The organism is Tengunoibacter tsumagoiensis, from assembly GCF_003967535.1.
GTDB lineage: Bacteria > Chloroflexota > Ktedonobacteria > Ktedonobacterales > Ktedonobacteraceae > Tengunoibacter > Tengunoibacter tsumagoiensis.
The window spans coordinates 500237-518236 of the sequence record NZ_BIFR01000002.1 but is presented as its reverse complement, the minus strand read 5'-3'; the positions used below and the strand labels follow the sequence as shown (position 1 = coordinate 518236).

15 protein-coding genes are annotated in these 18000 nt (G+C 47.6%); 8 read left to right on the top strand and 7 right to left on the bottom strand.

The window, feature by feature from the left end:
- Positions 1-238: 238 nt before the first annotated feature.
- Both EL628_RS22880 and EL628_RS22875 read right to left on the bottom strand, forming a co-directional pair.
- Positions 239-1441 (bottom strand): cytochrome P450 family protein, encoded by a 1203-nt coding sequence (locus tag EL628_RS22880; protein WP_245994381.1) that lies wholly within the window; start codon positions 1439-1441, stop codon positions 239-241.
- A 1079-nt stretch (positions 1442-2520) separates the two neighbouring features.
- A complete protein-coding gene (locus tag EL628_RS22875) occupies positions 2521-3441 on the bottom strand; it encodes an MBL fold metallo-hydrolase (RefSeq protein WP_126582331.1) in 921 nt (306 codons plus the stop codon).
- A gap of 191 nt (positions 3442-3632) precedes the next feature.
- Between EL628_RS22875 and EL628_RS22870 the strand changes: the two genes are divergently transcribed.
- From EL628_RS22870 to EL628_RS22860, 3 genes are all read left to right on the top strand, one after another.
- Complete coding sequence (locus tag EL628_RS22870; protein ID WP_126582330.1) at positions 3633-4466, top strand: alpha/beta fold hydrolase; 834 nt, start codon at positions 3633-3635, stop codon at positions 4464-4466.
- A gap of 132 nt (positions 4467-4598) precedes the next feature.
- Positions 4599-5183 carry an LOG family protein gene (locus tag EL628_RS22865; RefSeq protein WP_126582329.1) on the top strand — a complete coding sequence of 195 codons (585 nt, stop codon included), beginning with the start codon at positions 4599-4601 and terminating at the stop codon, positions 5181-5183.
- 177 nt (positions 5184-5360) lie between these two features.
- Complete coding sequence (locus EL628_RS22860) at positions 5361-6821, top strand: hypothetical protein (protein WP_126582328.1); 1461 nt, start codon at positions 5361-5363, stop codon at positions 6819-6821.
- Positions 6822-6892: 71 nt separating this feature from the next.
- Here the strand turns inward: EL628_RS22860 and EL628_RS22855 are convergent, their stop codons facing one another.
- Both EL628_RS22855 and EL628_RS22850 read right to left on the bottom strand, forming a co-directional pair.
- Positions 6893-7813 (bottom strand): DUF5996 family protein, encoded by a 921-nt coding sequence (locus EL628_RS22855; protein WP_126582327.1) that lies wholly within the window; start codon positions 7811-7813, stop codon positions 6893-6895.
- A gap of 15 nt (positions 7814-7828) precedes the next feature.
- Positions 7829-8776 carry a ring-cleaving dioxygenase gene (locus EL628_RS22850; protein ID WP_174719974.1) on the bottom strand — a complete coding sequence of 316 codons (948 nt, stop codon included), beginning with the start codon at positions 8774-8776 and terminating at the stop codon, positions 7829-7831.
- Between the two features lie 344 nt (positions 8777-9120).
- On the opposite strand from EL628_RS22850, the gene EL628_RS22845 reads away from it, so the two are divergent.
- Positions 9121-10026, top strand: coding sequence for an LLM class flavin-dependent oxidoreductase (locus EL628_RS22845; protein ID WP_161975692.1), 906 nt, complete (start codon positions 9121-9123; stop codon positions 10024-10026).
- A gap of 130 nt (positions 10027-10156) precedes the next feature.
- On the opposite strand, the gene EL628_RS22840 is transcribed toward EL628_RS22845, so the two are convergent.
- Positions 10157-10591: a hypothetical protein gene (locus EL628_RS22840; protein ID WP_126582325.1), complete on the bottom strand. Its 435-nt coding sequence runs from the start codon at positions 10589-10591 to the stop codon at positions 10157-10159.
- Positions 10592-10675: 84 nt separating this feature from the next.
- The gene (locus EL628_RS22835; RefSeq protein ID WP_126582324.1) at positions 10676-11104 is read right to left on the bottom strand and encodes a hypothetical protein; all 429 of its coding nucleotides are present in this window, start codon (positions 11102-11104) and stop codon (positions 10676-10678) included.
- A 361-nt stretch (positions 11105-11465) separates the two neighbouring features.
- On the opposite strand from EL628_RS22835, the gene EL628_RS22830 reads away from it, so the two are divergent.
- Positions 11466-12344, top strand: a complete 879-nt coding sequence (locus EL628_RS22830) for a G1 family glutamic endopeptidase (protein ID WP_161975691.1) — start codon at positions 11466-11468, stop codon at positions 12342-12344.
- A gap of 27 nt (positions 12345-12371) precedes the next feature.
- Here EL628_RS22830 and EL628_RS22825 read toward each other — a convergent pair whose 3' ends face one another.
- The gene (locus EL628_RS22825) at positions 12372-13136 is read right to left on the bottom strand and encodes a ChbG/HpnK family deacetylase (RefSeq protein WP_161975690.1); all 765 of its coding nucleotides are present in this window, start codon (positions 13134-13136) and stop codon (positions 12372-12374) included.
- 701 nt (positions 13137-13837) lie between these two features.
- On the opposite strand from EL628_RS22825, the gene EL628_RS22820 reads away from it, so the two are divergent.
- The 3 genes from EL628_RS22820 (at position 13838) to EL628_RS22810 (ending at position 17989) form a co-directional block, all read left to right on the top strand.
- Complete coding sequence (locus tag EL628_RS22820; protein WP_126582321.1) at positions 13838-15013, top strand: GntR family transcriptional regulator; 1176 nt, start codon at positions 13838-13840, stop codon at positions 15011-15013.
- Positions 15014-15214: 201 nt separating this feature from the next.
- On the top strand, positions 15215-16924 hold the full coding sequence (locus tag EL628_RS22815) for an ABC transporter substrate-binding protein (protein ID WP_126582320.1): 1710 nt from the start codon (positions 15215-15217) through the stop codon (positions 16922-16924).
- Between the two features lie 144 nt (positions 16925-17068).
- Complete coding sequence (locus tag EL628_RS22810) at positions 17069-17989, top strand: carbohydrate ABC transporter permease (protein WP_161975689.1); 921 nt, start codon at positions 17069-17071, stop codon at positions 17987-17989.
- The last annotated feature ends 11 nt before the right edge of the window (positions 17990-18000 follow it).

Sequence of the window (18000 nt, the reverse complement as noted above, 5' to 3'; positions counted from 1 at the left end):
GTCGCGCATCCGCACTTTGTGTCCGGGATTGAACATTAGCTGGTACCATCGCTATTGTAGGGAACGGTTCGTTTCCGATGCATTATCCTCTGTGATGGGAAGGCTCGAAATCCATGTTCTTCATAAAAAGAGACGAGGGAAGGGTGACAAAATCAAACTAGCTGATCTTGAACGCCCCTTTGACAAACGCGTGCAGAGGACTCCGTTCACTCCCTCGTACGAAAAGAAGAACAGCGTGTTAAAAACGCACCGGCAGTGCCTCCAGGCCGTGAATAAGCACACCGCTCCGCCAGCGCAATGCTTGAGCATCACCATCCAGTTGAATATTCGGAAAACGACGAAGCAATGTTCCTAATGCGATCTGGCCCTCCAGACGAGCTAATGGGGCACCGATACAATAGTGGATTCCTTTTCCAAATGCCAGATGCCGATTCTCACGGCGGGTAATATCCAGTTCGTTGGCATGACTGAATTGCTGCTCATCTCGATTTGCAGAAGCTAGCACAACAACGACAAGTTCTCCACGGCGAATCAGTTTACCACCCAGTTCAAAGTCTTCATTCGCCCACCGGTTCGTTGCCGCAAAGCCAGGACCGTTATAACGCAAGAGCTCTTCAATTGCTGGTTTCAGAAGCGATGGATCGCTTTTTAATAATGCTAACTGCTCAGGATGCTGCAACAGGGACAGGAGGCCATTGCTGATCAAGTTCACGGTGGTCTCATACCCTGCAATAATCAAGAGAAAGATCATTGAGATCAGTTCTCGCTCAGACAGCTTCTCGCCCTCTGCTTCCGCCTGAACCAATTTACTGACAAGGTCATCGGTCTGTGGCTGAAGACGGCGCTGCCCAATTAATGCATACAGGTAATCAACAAAGGCCTGAGCCTGGGGTAAGAGCGGCAAGAGCGTACGCAGATCAGCAGTATTGCCGACAAGCATGGTTGTCCAATCACGGAACTGCTCTTGATCCCTGGTGGGAATGCCCAGCATCTCGGAGATAACCATCATCGGGATGGGAGAAGCAAAATCAGTAATCAACTCCATCTCGCCCTGGTCCTGTACTGCATCCAGAAGCTCATCCGCATAGACCTGCACCCGCTCTCTCCATTGTTCAATTAAAGCAGGCGTGAATGCTTTACCAATGAGGGTCCGCAAGCGCGTATGCGATGGAGGATCAGTATAGAGCATATGGCTGGTAATCAATTCAAAGAACTCAAGCAGTCCCGAACCATATTTTTCAACCAAGTCTGGTGGTAAAGACACCTGCGGATTTTTTGTCAGTCGCGAATCTTTTAACGCTGCCTCAGAATCAGCATACCCAGTGATCCACCACGCACGCCCTCCATGCGGCAGCGTAACTTGATAAATAGGATCAGTGGCACGTATCTGCTCATAAAAAGGATAGGGATTGGCCTGAAAGGCGGGAGAGAATGGTTCCATCTCTGTCTCTTGCCCCTGCATTGTAAAATACCTTCCTGATAAAGTGTTTATCATCTCAGCTTCATACATAAGTTATCTATAGTATGCAACGCTTCTACGCGAAAATCAAGCAGTTAAAGATATTTGGGTGCAATCCAATATGGTGCGTTACCTCTTAACGAGTGTTCACTAATGAGAGATAAAACGCCACAGAAGCTCACACAGTTCCTCAACGCGAAACCGCACTATGAAGGGGCTACCATCGTGGAATGGGACGTTTAGGAAGGAGGTGCCGCGCTTTTCTTGTGATATCATACATAAAAAACATACCATACATTTTCAAGTAGGTAAAGTCGCTTGTCTCTTTCCTGATCGTCCCACTCCGCTCGGTGAGCCCCTCCATCGCTCAATGGGAACAGAGGTTATGGTGGGGCTGGCATGGCGGATCTTCACGTTTTGGAAGGAGACAAGCGACCTTCCCTACTTTTACCGCTCACAATCGAAATAAATCATGAAACATTTATCGCACTTCCAAGTAGGGAAAGTCGCTTGTCTCTTTCCTCTGCTCCCACTCCGCTCTGTGAGCCCCTCCATCGCTCAATGGGAAACTGGACAACGGGCAATGGTGCTATGGTGGAGCTCACATGGCGGAAAGGGATGTTTAGGCAGGAGACAAGCGACCTGTCCTACTTGTCTTATCATATATTGCTCATTTAACAGATATAACACTGTAAAGTAGGGAAAGTCGCTTGTCTCTTTCCTCTGCTCCCACTCCGCTCGGTGAGCCCCTCCATGGCCTAATGGGAAACTGGACAACGGGCAATGGTGCTATGGTGGAGCTCACATGGCGGAAAGGGATGTTTAGGCAGGAGACAAGCGACCTGCCCTACTTGTCTTATCATATATTGCTCATTTAACAGATATAACACTGTAAAGTAGGGAAAGTCGCTTGTCTCTTTCCTCTGCTCCCACTCCACGATGTGAGCCCCTCCATCGCTCAATGGGAAACTGGACAACGGGCAATGATGCTATGGTGGGGCTCATCTGGAAACGATGCTATGGAGAGGCTGGCATCAGAGCTTCACGATTGAGGATGGCAATTACGACCAGTTCATGGCATTGCGCACATTTTGCTGAAAAAGGGTAGGGGACGACCAGCTTTGATACGGTTCTGGTTCCTGAATCACTGGCTCCGTCAATCCAGATGACTGCTTTAGCTTCTGTGCGATTGCTTGAATATCATGCCAGTACTGGCTCTGTATCTGAATGTGCTCCGCACTACCAACATTCCCATGACCCGGGACAAGCTGCTTAATCGTCAATGTAGCCAGGTGATCAAGGTGTCTATACCAGGCAGAGATATTTGCTCGATTGCTTGAAGGATGGAAGGCCACCTGAACCAGATCGCCTGCAAAGAGGGTCTTGCACTCAGGAAGGTAGAGGACCGTGTCGCCAGGGGTATGCCCACCGACAAAACTGATGAGTTCGGCTGTATAGGCGGTGCCATGAATCGTCAGGCTCTCTTTAAAGGTGAGATCTGGATAACGAATCTGTAGCGTTGGGGCAGCGGCGGCCAGAGCCTGATATTCACGCGCTAAGAGAGCCCAGTCTTTGCGCAAACGTGGATCATGAGATTTTGCCAGTCCTTGCTCAAAATAGTGGCGACTCTCATTCAACTCTTCCAATTCACGGGGAAGAAAGGTCTTCATCAAGGTAGAGACCTGCTGCGATGAGATGAGTAGCGCATCCTGAAATACCTGATTACCAAAGGTATGGTCGGCATGAAAATGACTATTCACAACATAACGTGGAGCTCGTCCAGTCAAAAGCTCTGCGGCCTGACGTAGATCTTGCGCCGCCACAGGGGTAAAGAAGGTATCAAAGACAAGCGTCTGCTGGCCAAGGTTGATGATACCAGCATTCCCCCAGGCTCCCATCCCCTCAACGACAATCGCTGCATAAACGCCTTCGGCCACCTGCTCAATCCGAAAATAGGGAGAATGAATCGAATGCACGTGCATAATTCTTAGAATCCTTTCAGACTATTATTTTATTCTTCACATGGGTACTAAGGTCGCTTCACTATTACTTGCAACCAGCATAGAGTTATTCCGATCGATTCGAGCTCATAGTGTTATGTACGCGGCCTTGCCATGATGTTTTATTTCATCGTACACTATCTGTAAAATAAAGAGAAAGATAGAACTTAGGTATGACACAACAACATATCGTTCATGCGTCTATTCAGACCGAAGGGCTGACGCTTTTTTACTCGCGCACAGGACAATCCGCTAAACCACCAGTGATCCTCCTGCATGGCTTGACTAATAATAGCACGACCTGGCTGCGTTTCGCACGAGATCTTCAGCAGGACTATGATCTGATTTTAATTGATCTCCCTGGCCATGGCCGATCTCGTGATTTAGGGAGCTCTTTTTCAGCCTCGGTCCTCTCTTCATCAATAATTGAATTAATAAAACAGCTTGAACTCGAGCGCCCGATCCTTCTTGGTCACTCGCTCGGAGCCTATATTGCAGCGACGGTGGCCGCCACGATTCCTGAACAAGTACGAAGCCTCGTCCTCGAAGATCCTCCCTGGATTCTCGCAACCGCAGCCACAGAGAGAGGGGAGAAGCCACCATCGCGTGAGCTGCCAGGAGTGCGCCAGAGCTTTGAGCTGAAAAAGCTTTCGCCCGAAGAGCGCCTGAGCACTGTGCGCCGGGAACATCCCACCTGGTCAGAGGAAGAGCTTATTGCCTGGCTGGACGCAAAAATTCAGTTTAATTCATCTCTGCTCCCCCATCTGGGCCCGGAGAACCCTTTCCCTTCCTGGCAAGAACTTGCCCCTCGAATCACCTGTCCGGTCTTGCTCTTACTTGGCGACCTCAAACTTGGTGCAATTACATCTCCTGAGATCGCTTATGAAGCAGCTCGATCCTGGCAGGACAGTCAGATTGTACAGATTCCAGACGCGAGCCATAATATCCGCCGTGATCAGTACTCTCATTACCTGGATGCAGTCGTCTCTTTCTTACGGACTCATTGAGCAACCATTTCATTCTCACATGAGCAAAGATCAGACGGCCTGAAGAGCCAGGCCGCCTCTCTTTTGTTTTACTGCTTATAATAGAGTATGTTTCTACATAGAGAATACGTTCCTGTAGGAAAGGAAAAACCAATGCATCGAATCTGCGTCTATGCTGGCTCAAATAAAGGGGTCAGACCAGAGTATCAAGAAGCGGCACAAGCGTTGGGGAAAGCCCTTGTAACTCGTGGCTGGGGGCTCGTCTATGGAGGTGGGCGAGTCGGGCTCATGGGTGTCATTGCAGATACAGTATTAGCTGAAGGTGGTGAGGTGATTGGAGTCATGCCACAGGCTTTATTTCCTCAAGAGGTGGCACATACAGGTGTCACGACCCTGTATGAAGTGGCAAATATGCACGAACGAAAGGCAACGATGGCAGATCTTTCCAATGGATTTGTTGCTTTACCTGGCGGCTTTGGCACCTATGATGAATTGTTTGAGATTATTACATGGGCACAGATCGGAATTCATCAAAAACCGATTGGCCTGTTAAACGTCTCCGGCTACTTCAATCCATTGCTTGCTCTAATAGCACATACCACTCAAGAAGGCTTCATTTCGCCCCATCATGCGCAACTTATCCAGTCACAAGCGAGCCCTGACGACCTTTTAAATGACCTCGCCTCTTATGTCCCACCACCAGAAAAAGCGAAATGGACCGATCCTTCTATCAGATGATGAAGCCATTTCTCCTACATCTGGCGCAAATTGCTGCTATTAAAAGAGAATAGCACATATAATCTGGTAAGAATGATTGATAAGATCCACATTTTCACCTATTCTTGCCCCTGTCTAGAGTGCAGGAATAGGTGAAAAATCCATCTACACGATTATAGCCCCCCAGGAGAGCCAGTCATGAGGAATCAGAATAGCCCCCATTTTACTATAAATGGAACTACCGTTACAGGTTCTGGTAGCACAGCTAACGGACAGATTGACTATTTCTATGGACAAGAGAACGTTGGTTACACTGTCACCATTACCAGTAATGCAAATCTCTATAATATGGGGCCAGATCCAAGTGGCGAGCCTCCTTTGCTTACTAGCGACGGGACACCCTATCATGAGGTCGTCTATATGTCCTATGGTACCTTTGTAAATAATGGTACACTGAATGCGTATCCCCAACCCCTCCACAATGCAGCCAATAATTATCATAAAGCACCCTCGATTGTATTCATCAATAACCCCAAAGGTCATCCCAGTCAGGTCACAAATAACGGCACCATCGGCGATTTCCCGATTATTAGCGATAAAAATAACCCGTTCTATAGCTATTCACAAGAAAATGATGATGGCATTGTTCTGTATGATGGGACAATTACGAACAACCAGACAGGAGTCATCACTGGCAATAACGCGGTCTTTACCAAAGGAACAGGAACGCTTAACAATTATGGCAAAATTGTAGGAAACAATGATGGAGCGCTCACAGGCTATGTTGTGAACAACTATGCCAATGCCAGCCTGAGTAATGGGGTTGCTGGCTTTGCCTGCATCCATGCATATAATACCGTCAATAATTATGGCTATATGCTAGGGCAGGACTATGGTATTCTGGCCGATGGTAAAAATTATGCTATTAACGACTATGGCGGCCAGGCAGTTCCAGGGGTAAAAAATTTTGATGGTTCGCAGGTTTATAATGGAGAGATTAGTGCCCTACAACGCGGAAGTGAACTGCCTCGTACAACTGGACCATATAATACAATGGATGCAATTATGCTGGATACAAATGGTGTAACGGTCAATCTAATCAGTACAACGGTAGATACGACTGTCTATCTTCCAGTTATTCTTGGTCCGATGGTTGGCGGCTTCAATGGCGACTTTGCTTCTCCTACTGCCCATATGATTAATACCTTAAATTTCGATTTCCATGGGCTCTCTGCGGATCAAGAGAATGCACTCAAAACAGCGGTGTCGCAATCTTATCAATCTGGTCCGAATGGAAATTACTATTCTGGGAGTATCATGCTTGATGGTCATACCTATCATTGGGAGGGCTTTGCACAGGTGCTCTTTCAAGGCCAGAATATTCTCTCTACTCCTCCACCAACCTCTACACCGATAGCTCTAGCAACGGCTACAAGAGGCCAGGTTGAGATTGCTTCCGGTCAGATAACGACGACTCATCGCAAGTCACTTGTTCAGCCCTCTGTATCCGGCACTCTCAATATCGAGCTCCTCATAGCCTGCCTCCTTATCCTGTTAGTACTCATGCTGGCAGCATATCGCCTCTGGCACAGGAAATTACACAAGATACAGGTGAGTAAACAATCCACTCAGGAGTTTCAACTGGACGCTGATCAATAGCAACCGTGAAAACAAGGCCAGAATATTCTGGCCTTGTTGGCCTTAGAGAGAATGGAATACGTGAGACAGCGCTACATAACCTTTTCTAACTCTTTACGATCCCATTTTGCCAGATGCGCTCCTGCCTCATAGCCGCTCTGGAAAAATTCAAGGATCATCTGTTCAGGGGAGGCCGACTGGCGAACATCATCGTAGCTCAGAAGAAACTCTCCTAGATCGGTATTGTAGTGGGCCGCTGCTGGCTGAATTTTGGCTGTGGCCAATCCCGTCGGAACTGGAGCAGTATACGAATAGAATGAAGGATGTGGAAAACTGGCGTTACCAGGCCAGAAACCTGCACTTATGACTTCATGCGAATAGGCTTCACGAGTCACGGGATCAGCATTTTCTCGTGCGGGGGCTCGCCGTCCTGAGAAGAAGGTAAGCGCAAGATCAAAGCTGCCCCAAAAGAAATGAATAGGGCTACTCTTGCCAATAAAGGGAGATCGATAGCGTTCTAACACATTCTGTGTCTGAATCAAGATCCTCCAGAAACGATGGGCAAAGACGGGATCATATGTCTTATGAACTTCATCTTGCTCAAATCGGATGGGTTCCTTCACTTCTTGCGGCAAAGTATTGATCCGTACATCAATTCCCAATGTATGCAAGGCCTGCATGACATCCCGATAAAAAGCAGCCACCGAGCGCGATGACAGAGGAAGCGTCTGACTCTGTCCAGTACTGGTCTGTATACGCAAAAGATGCTGTAAAAAATCAAACTCGACTTCAAATGCCCCCTTCTCATAAGGGATCAGAGAAGTTGTTAACCCCCGTGTAGTAAGGTAAAGAGGAACCTGCCACCAGTGATTCATCGGTGAACATAACGTAAGACGAAGCTTCCCCACAATCTGCGTCCACATATGCAGCGTCTCACACGTCTCTTTCCAGTCCGCAAATGGCAAAGCTGGCCATAATTCCTGATGCTGCGATTGTCCATTATTCTGTTGCATATTGGCCTCCTGATTCTATTGTACGCGTCCAGGTAACGGTGGCAGCTCTTGAACAATCTCTTCACGCTCATGCTCCAACCATGAGGGAAGTTGCAAACGGGTACCAAGCTGCTCAACGGGTTCATCGACGGTAAAACCAGGAGGATCAGTGGCAATCTCAAACAGGACCCCTCCAGGCTCTGGAAAATAAATAGAATGAAAATACTTTCGATCAAGAATGGGAGTAACTTCCGCCTCACTTTTCAGTAAGTGTTCGCGCCACTGTTTCTGAACATCGTCGGTTGCTACCCGCCAGGCGAGATGGTGGATCTGCCCTGTCCCCATCGTTCCTCCCCAAAAACCAGAGGCCCGGCGCACATCAAGCCTGCTCCCCGCTCCACCCAGGCCAATCTCATAGCGAAGCGTCTGCTGCTCTTCAGCTACTTTATGAAAACGCATGACCTCAGTAAGAAAGTGGCCGGTTGCATCGGCGTCATCCTCCCAGAGAGTGGCACCAGCATACCCATGAATAGCTGACTCTGCTGGTATAATACTTCCCTCCCAACTGGTCTGTGCTAACGGACCAGCATAGGCCACAAGCTCAATCGAGATCCCATCTGGATCTCGTACAACCAGCGTCTGTTCGCCAAAGCGGCGCGTTGGACCCTGATAGGTGATATTGAGCTCATGGAAGCGATTCACCCAATACCCAAATGCCGACTGCGGAATTGCAAAGGAGATTAATGCAGCCTGCCCCACCCCTAAACGTCCTCGATCTGCACCCGGCCAGACAAAGAACGTAAGAATTGTGCCAGGATGTCCTACCCCATCGCCATAATAGAGATGATAAGAACTGGGGTCATCAAAATTTACTGTGACCTTGACCAATCGTAAGCCAAGCACCCGTGTATAAAAATCAATATTCGCTGACAGGTTCCCTGTAATGGCTGAAATATGATGCAGCCCTAAAATTTCTGTCTCCATCGCCATATTCTTTATCGCTTTCAGTCTCATCTCTCTCACAAGTGAAAGAAGTTTTTCTATCCTACTCTTAGATACGTTTCCACTATGCAACAAGAAACTCAATTATCTCGTCAAAAAAACTATGGAAACCATTCGCATCAAACTATATAACCAGATACCAGTAAAGAGAGAAAAGAAGGTTGAGCCTCTCTACCAGGGTAGAGATGGCAAGAGACTAGATATATCAATCAATATGCTGATATACTATGAGCAGAGTGGAATATATTATTTTGCTCCAGAGAACTTTCTTGGAAATTTAGTTCCCTATTAAATGGTTATCCCTGTATTATGGAAGGATTCTGTACTTGAAACTAGGATTTGGATTACCTCACGGCGGTAACACTGTCTCACCCCAGACCATCGTTCAAATTGCACAAGAGGCAGAGAGATTGGGCTTTGATTCGGTCTGGACATATGAGCACCTCTTGCGTCCTACCCGTCCTATTCCTGGTGTCCTGGGCGGTGAGCCAATGGTGCAATCACATCTTTACGGTTCCTGTTATGATCCCCTGGAAACATTGGCCTATGTAGCTGCAAAAACCGAGCGCGTCAAGCTAGGGACCGGCGTGGTCAACGCATTATTTCACCCTCCCGTTGTGCTGGGAAAGCGCTTTGCAACCATTGATCAATTAAGTGGCGGACGAGCAATTGCTGGCTTTGGCCAGGGTTGGATGCCAGATGAATTTGTGACCACTGGCGTACCAATGAAGCGCCGTGGAGCTGGCTTTGAAGAATATATCCACGCCCTGCGCGCGGTCTGGGGCTCAAATCCGGTGAAGTTTGATGGTCGCTTCTACACCATTCCTGAAGCAGAGATTGGTCCGAAGCCTTTCAATCCTACCGGGATTCCCATTATTTTAGGTGCCTTCGTCCCTGCGGCATTACAGCGTGCAGCCTTAATCGCCGATGGTATTATGCCCGGAAATATGCCCTGGGAAGTTTTTGAGCAGATCGTTTATGGCTTCCGTGGCATTGCACAACAGGCTGGCCGTGATGCATCAAAATTGCAGATTATCATCAGAGTCGTGGATATTCCAGGCCAGCAGCTCCCTCTTACGGGTTCATTTGAGAGCATCACCGAAGATCTCTTCCGCGTTCAAAAATTAGGTGTTGATCAGGTTATTTTTGATCCAGGTCAGCTCGATACCCCCATTGATGAGCAGCTTCGCTTTATGGAACAGCTTGGTACACTCATTCCACAACTTGGCTAACACTCAATCTGGCACAGGCCCCATGAGCGTATAACAACGGTTAGAGCCAGAAGATTGATATGCATCGATCTTCTGGCTCCTGGTCTCGTGAAGAGAGCCTTAAAGGTGTGAAAAATAGAAGACAGATAAGTCAGGCTGATAGGCGGGGACGCAGCTTGGCTGCTTCATATTTATTGGAAAAGACACGTGTGCCGCAAAAGATATTGCGTTTGGCAAAGGCTTCAGGTGTATCACGACGTAAGCGCTCTTGTACATGGGGTTTATCGGCCCCTAATCCTTCGAACCAGGGCTCTGCCAGTCCCTGATAAGCAGCGACCCAATCTGGGCAGATAAGATTGTAAGTATGGCAAAGATATTCAACGGCAGCCGCACAAAAAACAGCCCAACGCTGTGCCTCTGTCGAACCATTGACGGGGACCTCCAATGGCTCTCGCACCAATTCATCGCGACGGTCAGGAGTATAGCCAAAAAAGTAATTCATAAAATCGCCTAATGCATTCCAGGGTCGGATCTCCTGAACAATCTCCTGATAGGTCATGCGCATAGTTTGTAATTCAGCCCACATAGCTGTTCCTCCTCTCTCTTGCTCATTATAACATGGCTACCGAAAAGAAGATGCAACCTGTAGACTAAAAAAGAACGAGGGCCTCTAAAATAAAGCATCCAGGGTCTCTTCCAGTACACATTCTTGCTGCCAGGCCTTATCCGCATATTTATCTACCAGGGCCTGAGCCTGCTCACGCGTCTCGATATGGAGATGTTTACAAAGCGTCGCTATATCATCAGCGTCTTTGCTTCGCCCGGCTAATAACTTGAGAGCCAGGACACATTGGGCCTCGGGTACAAAGATATGAAGGTTCGAATATTCACGCCAGATCACAACCTCTTTAATCTCTGGTGTAAATGAAGCGGCCACATCATTCATCCAATCCCGATGCAGGTGATACGTTTTAGCAACCGCATTGACAGCTGAACGAAAGGCTTTGGTCTCTTTATCTGCATTCATGGTATCTGGAAAGGTCAATGGCACAATATCGACGTCTTTGGTCGAGGGACGATTACCAAAGAAATACATCATATAAACGCCTCCAATGAGGAGAAGACGGACAGGTTTTCCGATATGGCGCTGGGCCAGCTCTTCATTTAAAGCCGTAAAATACAGCTCACATTCTTGACTATCGATGGTGGCACCTCCTTATCTCTGAACTCTAGCATAACAAAGAGTGCACGAAGCGTCAAACTCCTATTTTTGTGAAGGATTAGTTACGGATTTATCGGATGATGAAATTTGCTGAAAAAGAATGCATGGGTCACATTTCTTAGGAAAGAGGCGTTGTAAGAAATGTCTCTCTTTGTTGCTCTTTACTCACAGAAAGGATAATTTCTCTATGCGGGGGCTCGTCTTTCAGCCATGTTTAACGCCTTTATGGAGACTGGGTATGTTTATGGTCATACTGAGTATGCTGCTCTTTTTTCCACAGAGCCATGCTCGCTCATTCACCGAGCCATGCCTTCAAGTACCAGAGGGGAGTGATCCCAGCCACTTCTCGCCGCAACAACTTTCTCAATATGGTCTACCACCCTACAGACCCGGCGAAAATTATGCACAATGGGTCTTTATCCTGCGCAGCGCCCATACACGCTCCTGCCAATCCATCCCTGGTAACACTAAACATATGGCAATGCCTCTTACTTCTTCGATTAACTGGGCAGGTGGCTTAGCAGTTGGAAGTCAAGGATATTCTTTTGCAACGGCCAGCTGGCGCGTCCCCTGTCTGACACAGACTGGCCTCCCTGGAAGTTCATCCACCTGGGTGGGCCTGGGCGGCTTGAATAATACCAATCTTGTTCAGACTGGCACAGAACAGGACTATAGTATCTTGACAGGCAAGCCAACCGTTACCTATAAAGCCTGGGTTGAGAACCTCGCCGATCCATCTAATCCCTTTGCACGCTTTGTTTTTTCTGTCAATTGTACTGATCAGATGGTGGCCAGTGTCACAGCCAATGCAACGATGTTTATTGAAGACCTGACCACTGGCACGTATGCCACACAGACATTTGGACCGGCCGCCGATACACGTAGCGCTGACTTCATCCTCGAGCGTGGCTATAATACTCCTTTGCCCACGTTACAGCCTGTGGTCTTTCACAATTGCCAGGTGCGCTCTATCTCTACGCAACTTCTCACACCACTCACTAAGCAACCACATGAGCGTATTCAAATGCGGGGCCTGACTGGCACACTGCTGGCAGATGCAACTGAAGTAGGCAGTGGTGGAAACATCACCATCACCTGGAAACAGAATCTTGCCTGACCGTCTCAGGGCCGCTGACCCTTGCCCTTAATCGTTATAATGGACCAGCACAACCTCATGCTCACGAAGCAATTGAGCAACACGTGGATCACATAAAGCCTGATAATCCCAGAAGCGCTGGCGAGCCACCTCACCTGCACGTAAACCATCACCGGTGATCTGTCTCGCTTCTTCATTATCTACCATAGGATGTGTTACCCATAGGTAAGTTCCTGCGCTCAGACTCTGTAAATAACCTGGGAGATCCTCAACTGTTGAATAATAAAAGCCTGGAAGATGCAGGTCACTGTCTAAGACTAACTTTTCTTCTTGTGCTAGGACACGCAGTGCATCTGTGATGCGATACTCTTTTGTCTGCTGAAATATCCACCCGACCCCCATATGTTCATCAATATAGCGTAGCTGAAGACCAAGCTTGCGTGAGAGCTCCAATTGAGCACGAACCTCTCGTACAACCTCTTCCATTTTAAATCCATGCTGAAAGAGGTCCATTGGGGTACGAAAAAAATAGCCCTGCTCATCAACCAGTGATGGGACGCTCTCCACGGGCGAGACTGGTCCCCAGCGCGGCTGATCCCATTCTGAGGTCAGTGTCACATGGAGCCCCAGACAAAGCTCTGGATGCAGTTTAGCCTGTTGAGCAGCCTGTTCAACATAGGGCGCTGGCATCATCAGCGACGTATTACGTAGAACACCATTGGTAAAAGCTGCAAAAATAGCCTCATTCGAAGCCTGGAATGTGCCTAGATCATCTCCACGGATCACCAGGCGAATACTCGCGTGCTCGGACATACAAAAAAACACTCCTGTCTCACCAACCATCCATTATAGAAACCAGACAGAGGAATGGGCTACCTTCACATTTATCGCCCCTGGCGTTGAGAGTAATGGAACGTAGTAAAAAAAATACTATCCTCATAGTATAATCTACACACTACTACATTTGCATTAATAGCTTCTCTGCCATTAATATGAACACCAGCTATGCTATTGGCATATCCGCTTCATTGCACCATGCTCTCTTCAATCCAGATAACTCTCTCTACGAATTTGCAATGCAAGCATCACTGTTTCACTACACTGATAGCATAGCTCTCTAACCTCTCCACAAGAGGCTTTCTTGCTCATAGTTCAGAATGGAAAAGAGGTAAAAAACAGGACAACAAAAAAACTCAAGGCATCCCCTATTACATATCTGTGTTCTAGTACAAGAATAAAATGGAAGAGCCTAAATGTCAAGAGCAACAAGGATATTTTGCAAGAATCCAGGTGTATGTCTGGCTTTCCATATCTTTTTCTGGGCCCTTCTTCATCAATCTGGCACGTATAGGACCATTTTTACCGCGTTACAGCCCTTTCGCAGAAGCAAAAAAGAACAAATTTCAAACACGTGCCATAATTCCCTGCCTGCATACTTGACAGTTAGGCTTTTGCTCAGTATTATTGTCTTAGAACAGAGTGGTTCACGAGAAGAAAAGGTGGGATAAATCTCAATGTCAGAGCAGAAGACAAAGGTCGAAGCAGCAATCGATGCCACTTATCTGGTGACACCCAAACAACTCCGCCACGCCAGTACCAGACGCTCGAATAGGAAAGTGGAGGAGATCCGTGGACTTCTTCGTGCTCTTGCATTGGAAAAGGGACCTGGACGCCAACTCCCAACAATCCGCGAATTGTGCACTCTGTTTAACACATCAAGCGCAACGTTGACTGCCGCTCTGGATCTGTTAGAGACCGAAAATATTATTCATCGGAAAGAACGTCAGGGGATATTTGTCGCAACGTCCATCAACCGGAAGAATATCCATGTGCTTTTTAATGCCTCTAGCTTATCTAATGTAGGTCAGTCACCTTTCTGGTCAATACTGTTAGCAAACCTGCTGAAAGAAAGTGAGCAGCACGCCAACTTTAAAAATGAACAGTATCACTTTCATTTTCTCTGGCAACCCCATGGACAGACGCTGTCCGCTGAATATATCAATCTGCTTAAGATCTCTCAAGCCGACGCGTGCATCCTGATTGGAGCCAATGCTCGCTATCAGGATCATACATCTGCTTTACAGATTCCACATGTAACGTTTGCTGGCGGAGGCGATATTACGGTGCAAGTGGCATTTCAGGAATCAGACCAACAGGCATTGCACTGGCTGGTTCAACAAGGCTGTAAAAAAATTGCCTGCATTGAGCCAATCTACAGGACTCAATCCAGTGAGTCCTGCCAGAAACTATTTCAGCGTTTGTTACCGGGTCTGGGTCTTTCGGTCTATCCAGAACTATTTCGCCAGGCATCAATCCTTCCCTCTCCCTATGGGCGAGAGCTTACTTATCAGGAACAGGGCTATATGGTCACGAAAGAGTTGTTTACCTCTTTTCGAGAACATCGCCCCGATGGTATGTATATTGCGGATGACATGATGGCTTCGGGAGCCCTTGTAGCCTGGGAAGAGCTTGGCTTGCGACCTGGAGGAGATATAAAGATTATCTCCCATGTGACGCCTGGTTCGCCTATCCTCTTTGGAAAAACAAGAGCAATGGCAACCATTGAGATAGAACCAATTGATATTGTTCGAGCTTTATTCTCTCTTCTAGATACTGCTATGGCTAGTGACTATAAACCGGACGATGTGGAATATTTCATTCGACCTCGATTACGTCCACCTTCCGCATAATAGTCTATAAGGCCATAACCATGCTTTTTTAGAAGATTTTTTAACATATCTCGTGCTCTCATTAGATGCGTCGGATTGGAGGTGAAAGATTCTTTTCTTGAGCTTCTTTCTTACTCAGGTATAATTGGCATTCTCTTCCTTCGCTCTCAGATGGTATGTACTGTTACTTTCATCGATATTGCTGGTTAAAGGAGACCACGAATGAACAAAGAGACAATGACACAGGACGCTCTTCTCTCATCTACCCCTAATAGAATGACGCGTCGTCAGATGTTGCGTACATCCGCACAGACCGGTCTGGTCCTCGGTAGCGCCTCATTTATTGGCGGTGCGCTTCTCACTGCCTGCGGCGATTCAGGCGCGGGTGCTCAGGTTACATTGACGTTAGCTGATTGGCCGGTCAAGGCTTCTGTTCTCACAAGCAAAAAACCTCTGACCGATCCCGATGATATTTCTGAAAAAGAGGTTATTCAGGACTGGCTCAACAAAAATAAGAATGTCACCATCAAGGCCAGTTCTTATAATCTAGCCAACACCGACCAGCAGGCTCAGGCTGCGATTGCTGCTCGCACAGCTCCCTCGCTCATGGCTGTTTTTTCAAATCTTGCCCTCACACGCAGTGCTTCAAAGGTGAAATTCGCTGCCGATGTCACTGATCTGTATCATCAGTATGATCTTGACAATAAACTGGCTGATTATGCCAAACCTTTGTTCAAGAATGGCTATAATCTTGATGGGAAGTATTATGCCCTGCCAGGAGATGGCGTCGGTGCTGGTGCCGGTCTCTATTATCGCCGCGATCTGCTGAAAGAGCGAGGCATCGATGAGCCCCAGTTCGGCTGGTCCTGGAATCAGTTCTATGCCCTCTTGCGCCAGTTCCAGACCGATGGGAAACCGGTCATGGGAGCACCATCCTGGATGTTTGCCTGGATCTTCAACTCGAATCAATTGGATCGCCAGCCCAACGGCATTCTTGGCTCTGTGCCTTCACCTAAAACTCCCTGGCACTGGCAGATCAATATCGATCCCTGGGTTGAGACATGGACAAAGTTGGCTCAGGACTATCGTAAAGCTGCCCTGGATGACAACCTGATCGAGCAGAATACGGTTGCTTATCCATGGGAAGGACCTGCCATGGGTAAATTTGCCTCTGGACAGTATCCATTCTCTCCAGGGTATGCCTTCCAGGGGACAATTAGTGGGTATGCTCCAGTAACTCCTGTCGATATGCCTGCAAAGTATGGCAAACCTTTTGATGATCTGGTTGGCTTTATCTCTTATCCTAAAGGTCAGAATGGTAGCTATAACTCAGGTATCTATGGCTCTATTAGTGGTCAGGTGATGTTCCCCAGCTATGTGAAATCTGAGGTGCTCCAAAAGGCTGTTGATCTCTATATCTATCGCGTCTATGGCGATGGCTATATCAACAAATATGCAAAGAAATATGAGCTCACGAAACAGCCACAGGATGCCTACAAGTTTATTGCTCCTGCTAATATCTATCAGAAGAACCCCAAAGTCCCTGCCGATGTGACGGTTGAGAATGCCTATGGCGTCCGTTGGGTGAAATCGTATATGGATCCCATCAAAAACCTGGCTCCTCTGCCTCAGATCGAGACGTTCTTCGCACCCGATAAGCAGACTGGCCCAACCTCTGCCGCTCATGATGATCTTCTGGCAAAGCTCAGTCAGTCAAAGGATAATGTCTCTGACATTCTGCACAACTTCCAGCAGGTCTATAATCAGCAAGCTTCTACTTTGCAGTCGGATCTCTCTCCAGAAGAGTTTACGGCTTCAGCCAAAAAGTATCTGGCTGCTCTCGATACCTACTTCAAAGCCAACCAGCCTGACTTCTATGAAGGCGATTGGACGAAGTACTACACGAAGTATGCATTGCCTGCTCTCTCTTAGTAATCTGTTAAGATAGATAAGATCGGATGAACGCAGAAATATTTCAGTAATGAGCGTTTCCTGCGTTCTCCGTTTTTTCTCCAGACCTTCTATCATCGGATCGTCTACGATCGTCTACTACTTTGTGAAAAAGGATGGATGATGATGTCCAAAAATCTTGTCGGGGAGACCACAGCGGTTGGTGCAATCTCGGCTCCCGCCCCAACCCTACGGCGCAGAAATCGTTTTGAGATCTGGCTCTTTTTAATTCCTGCGATCTTGTTTCAGTTGTCCTGGGGCTGGCTTCCTCTGGTTATGAGCTTTGTTCTTAGCTTTACCAGCGGCGATATTCTACAGACACCCAGTTTTGTTGGACTGGATAACTATCAACATCTCTGGACAGATCAAGAAGTGTTCCGCTCATTTCAGGTCACCTATCTCTATTCTGGCCTGAATATCCTGTTGACGTTTGCGCTGCCAATTATTGCCGGTATCTTTATCATGGAGATGCCCAAAAGGGTGACGTACGCGATGATGTTTCTGTGGTTCTTGCCCTTAAGCAGCATCACGACGATTATGCTCTGGCGCTATTTCTATGATCCATCGTATGGCCTCTTTGAGTATATTGCTACTGGCATTCTGCATCTGCCTCACCAGGCGTTCCTGTCTGATGCCAATCAGGTGTTGTTCTGGCTGGTCTTCCCAAATATTCTGTTTTTTGGCCCTGGCCTGCTGTATATGGCAACAATTCAAGGCATTCCTTCTTCTTACTTTGAGGCGGCTGAGGTTGAAGGGGCTGGCATGTTCCGCAAGATCTGGACCATTACACTCCCACGACTCCGTCCCATCGTTTTTCTTAGTCTCTTTCTCGCTATTGCTGGCTCTCTGCAGATCTATGATCTCCCTCAGTTTCTCACACAAGGAGAACCCGCTGGCGCAAGTCGCGTGGTGATGATGTATGTCTATAAGTTGATCGATTCAACACGCTACGGCGATGCTACGGCACTTTCTTGCATTGTGTTTGCATTGACACTGGCGATGATTTTCCTGTTCCGAGCACTCGTGAAGGAAGATCCTGACGCTTAAGCAGAGACTAC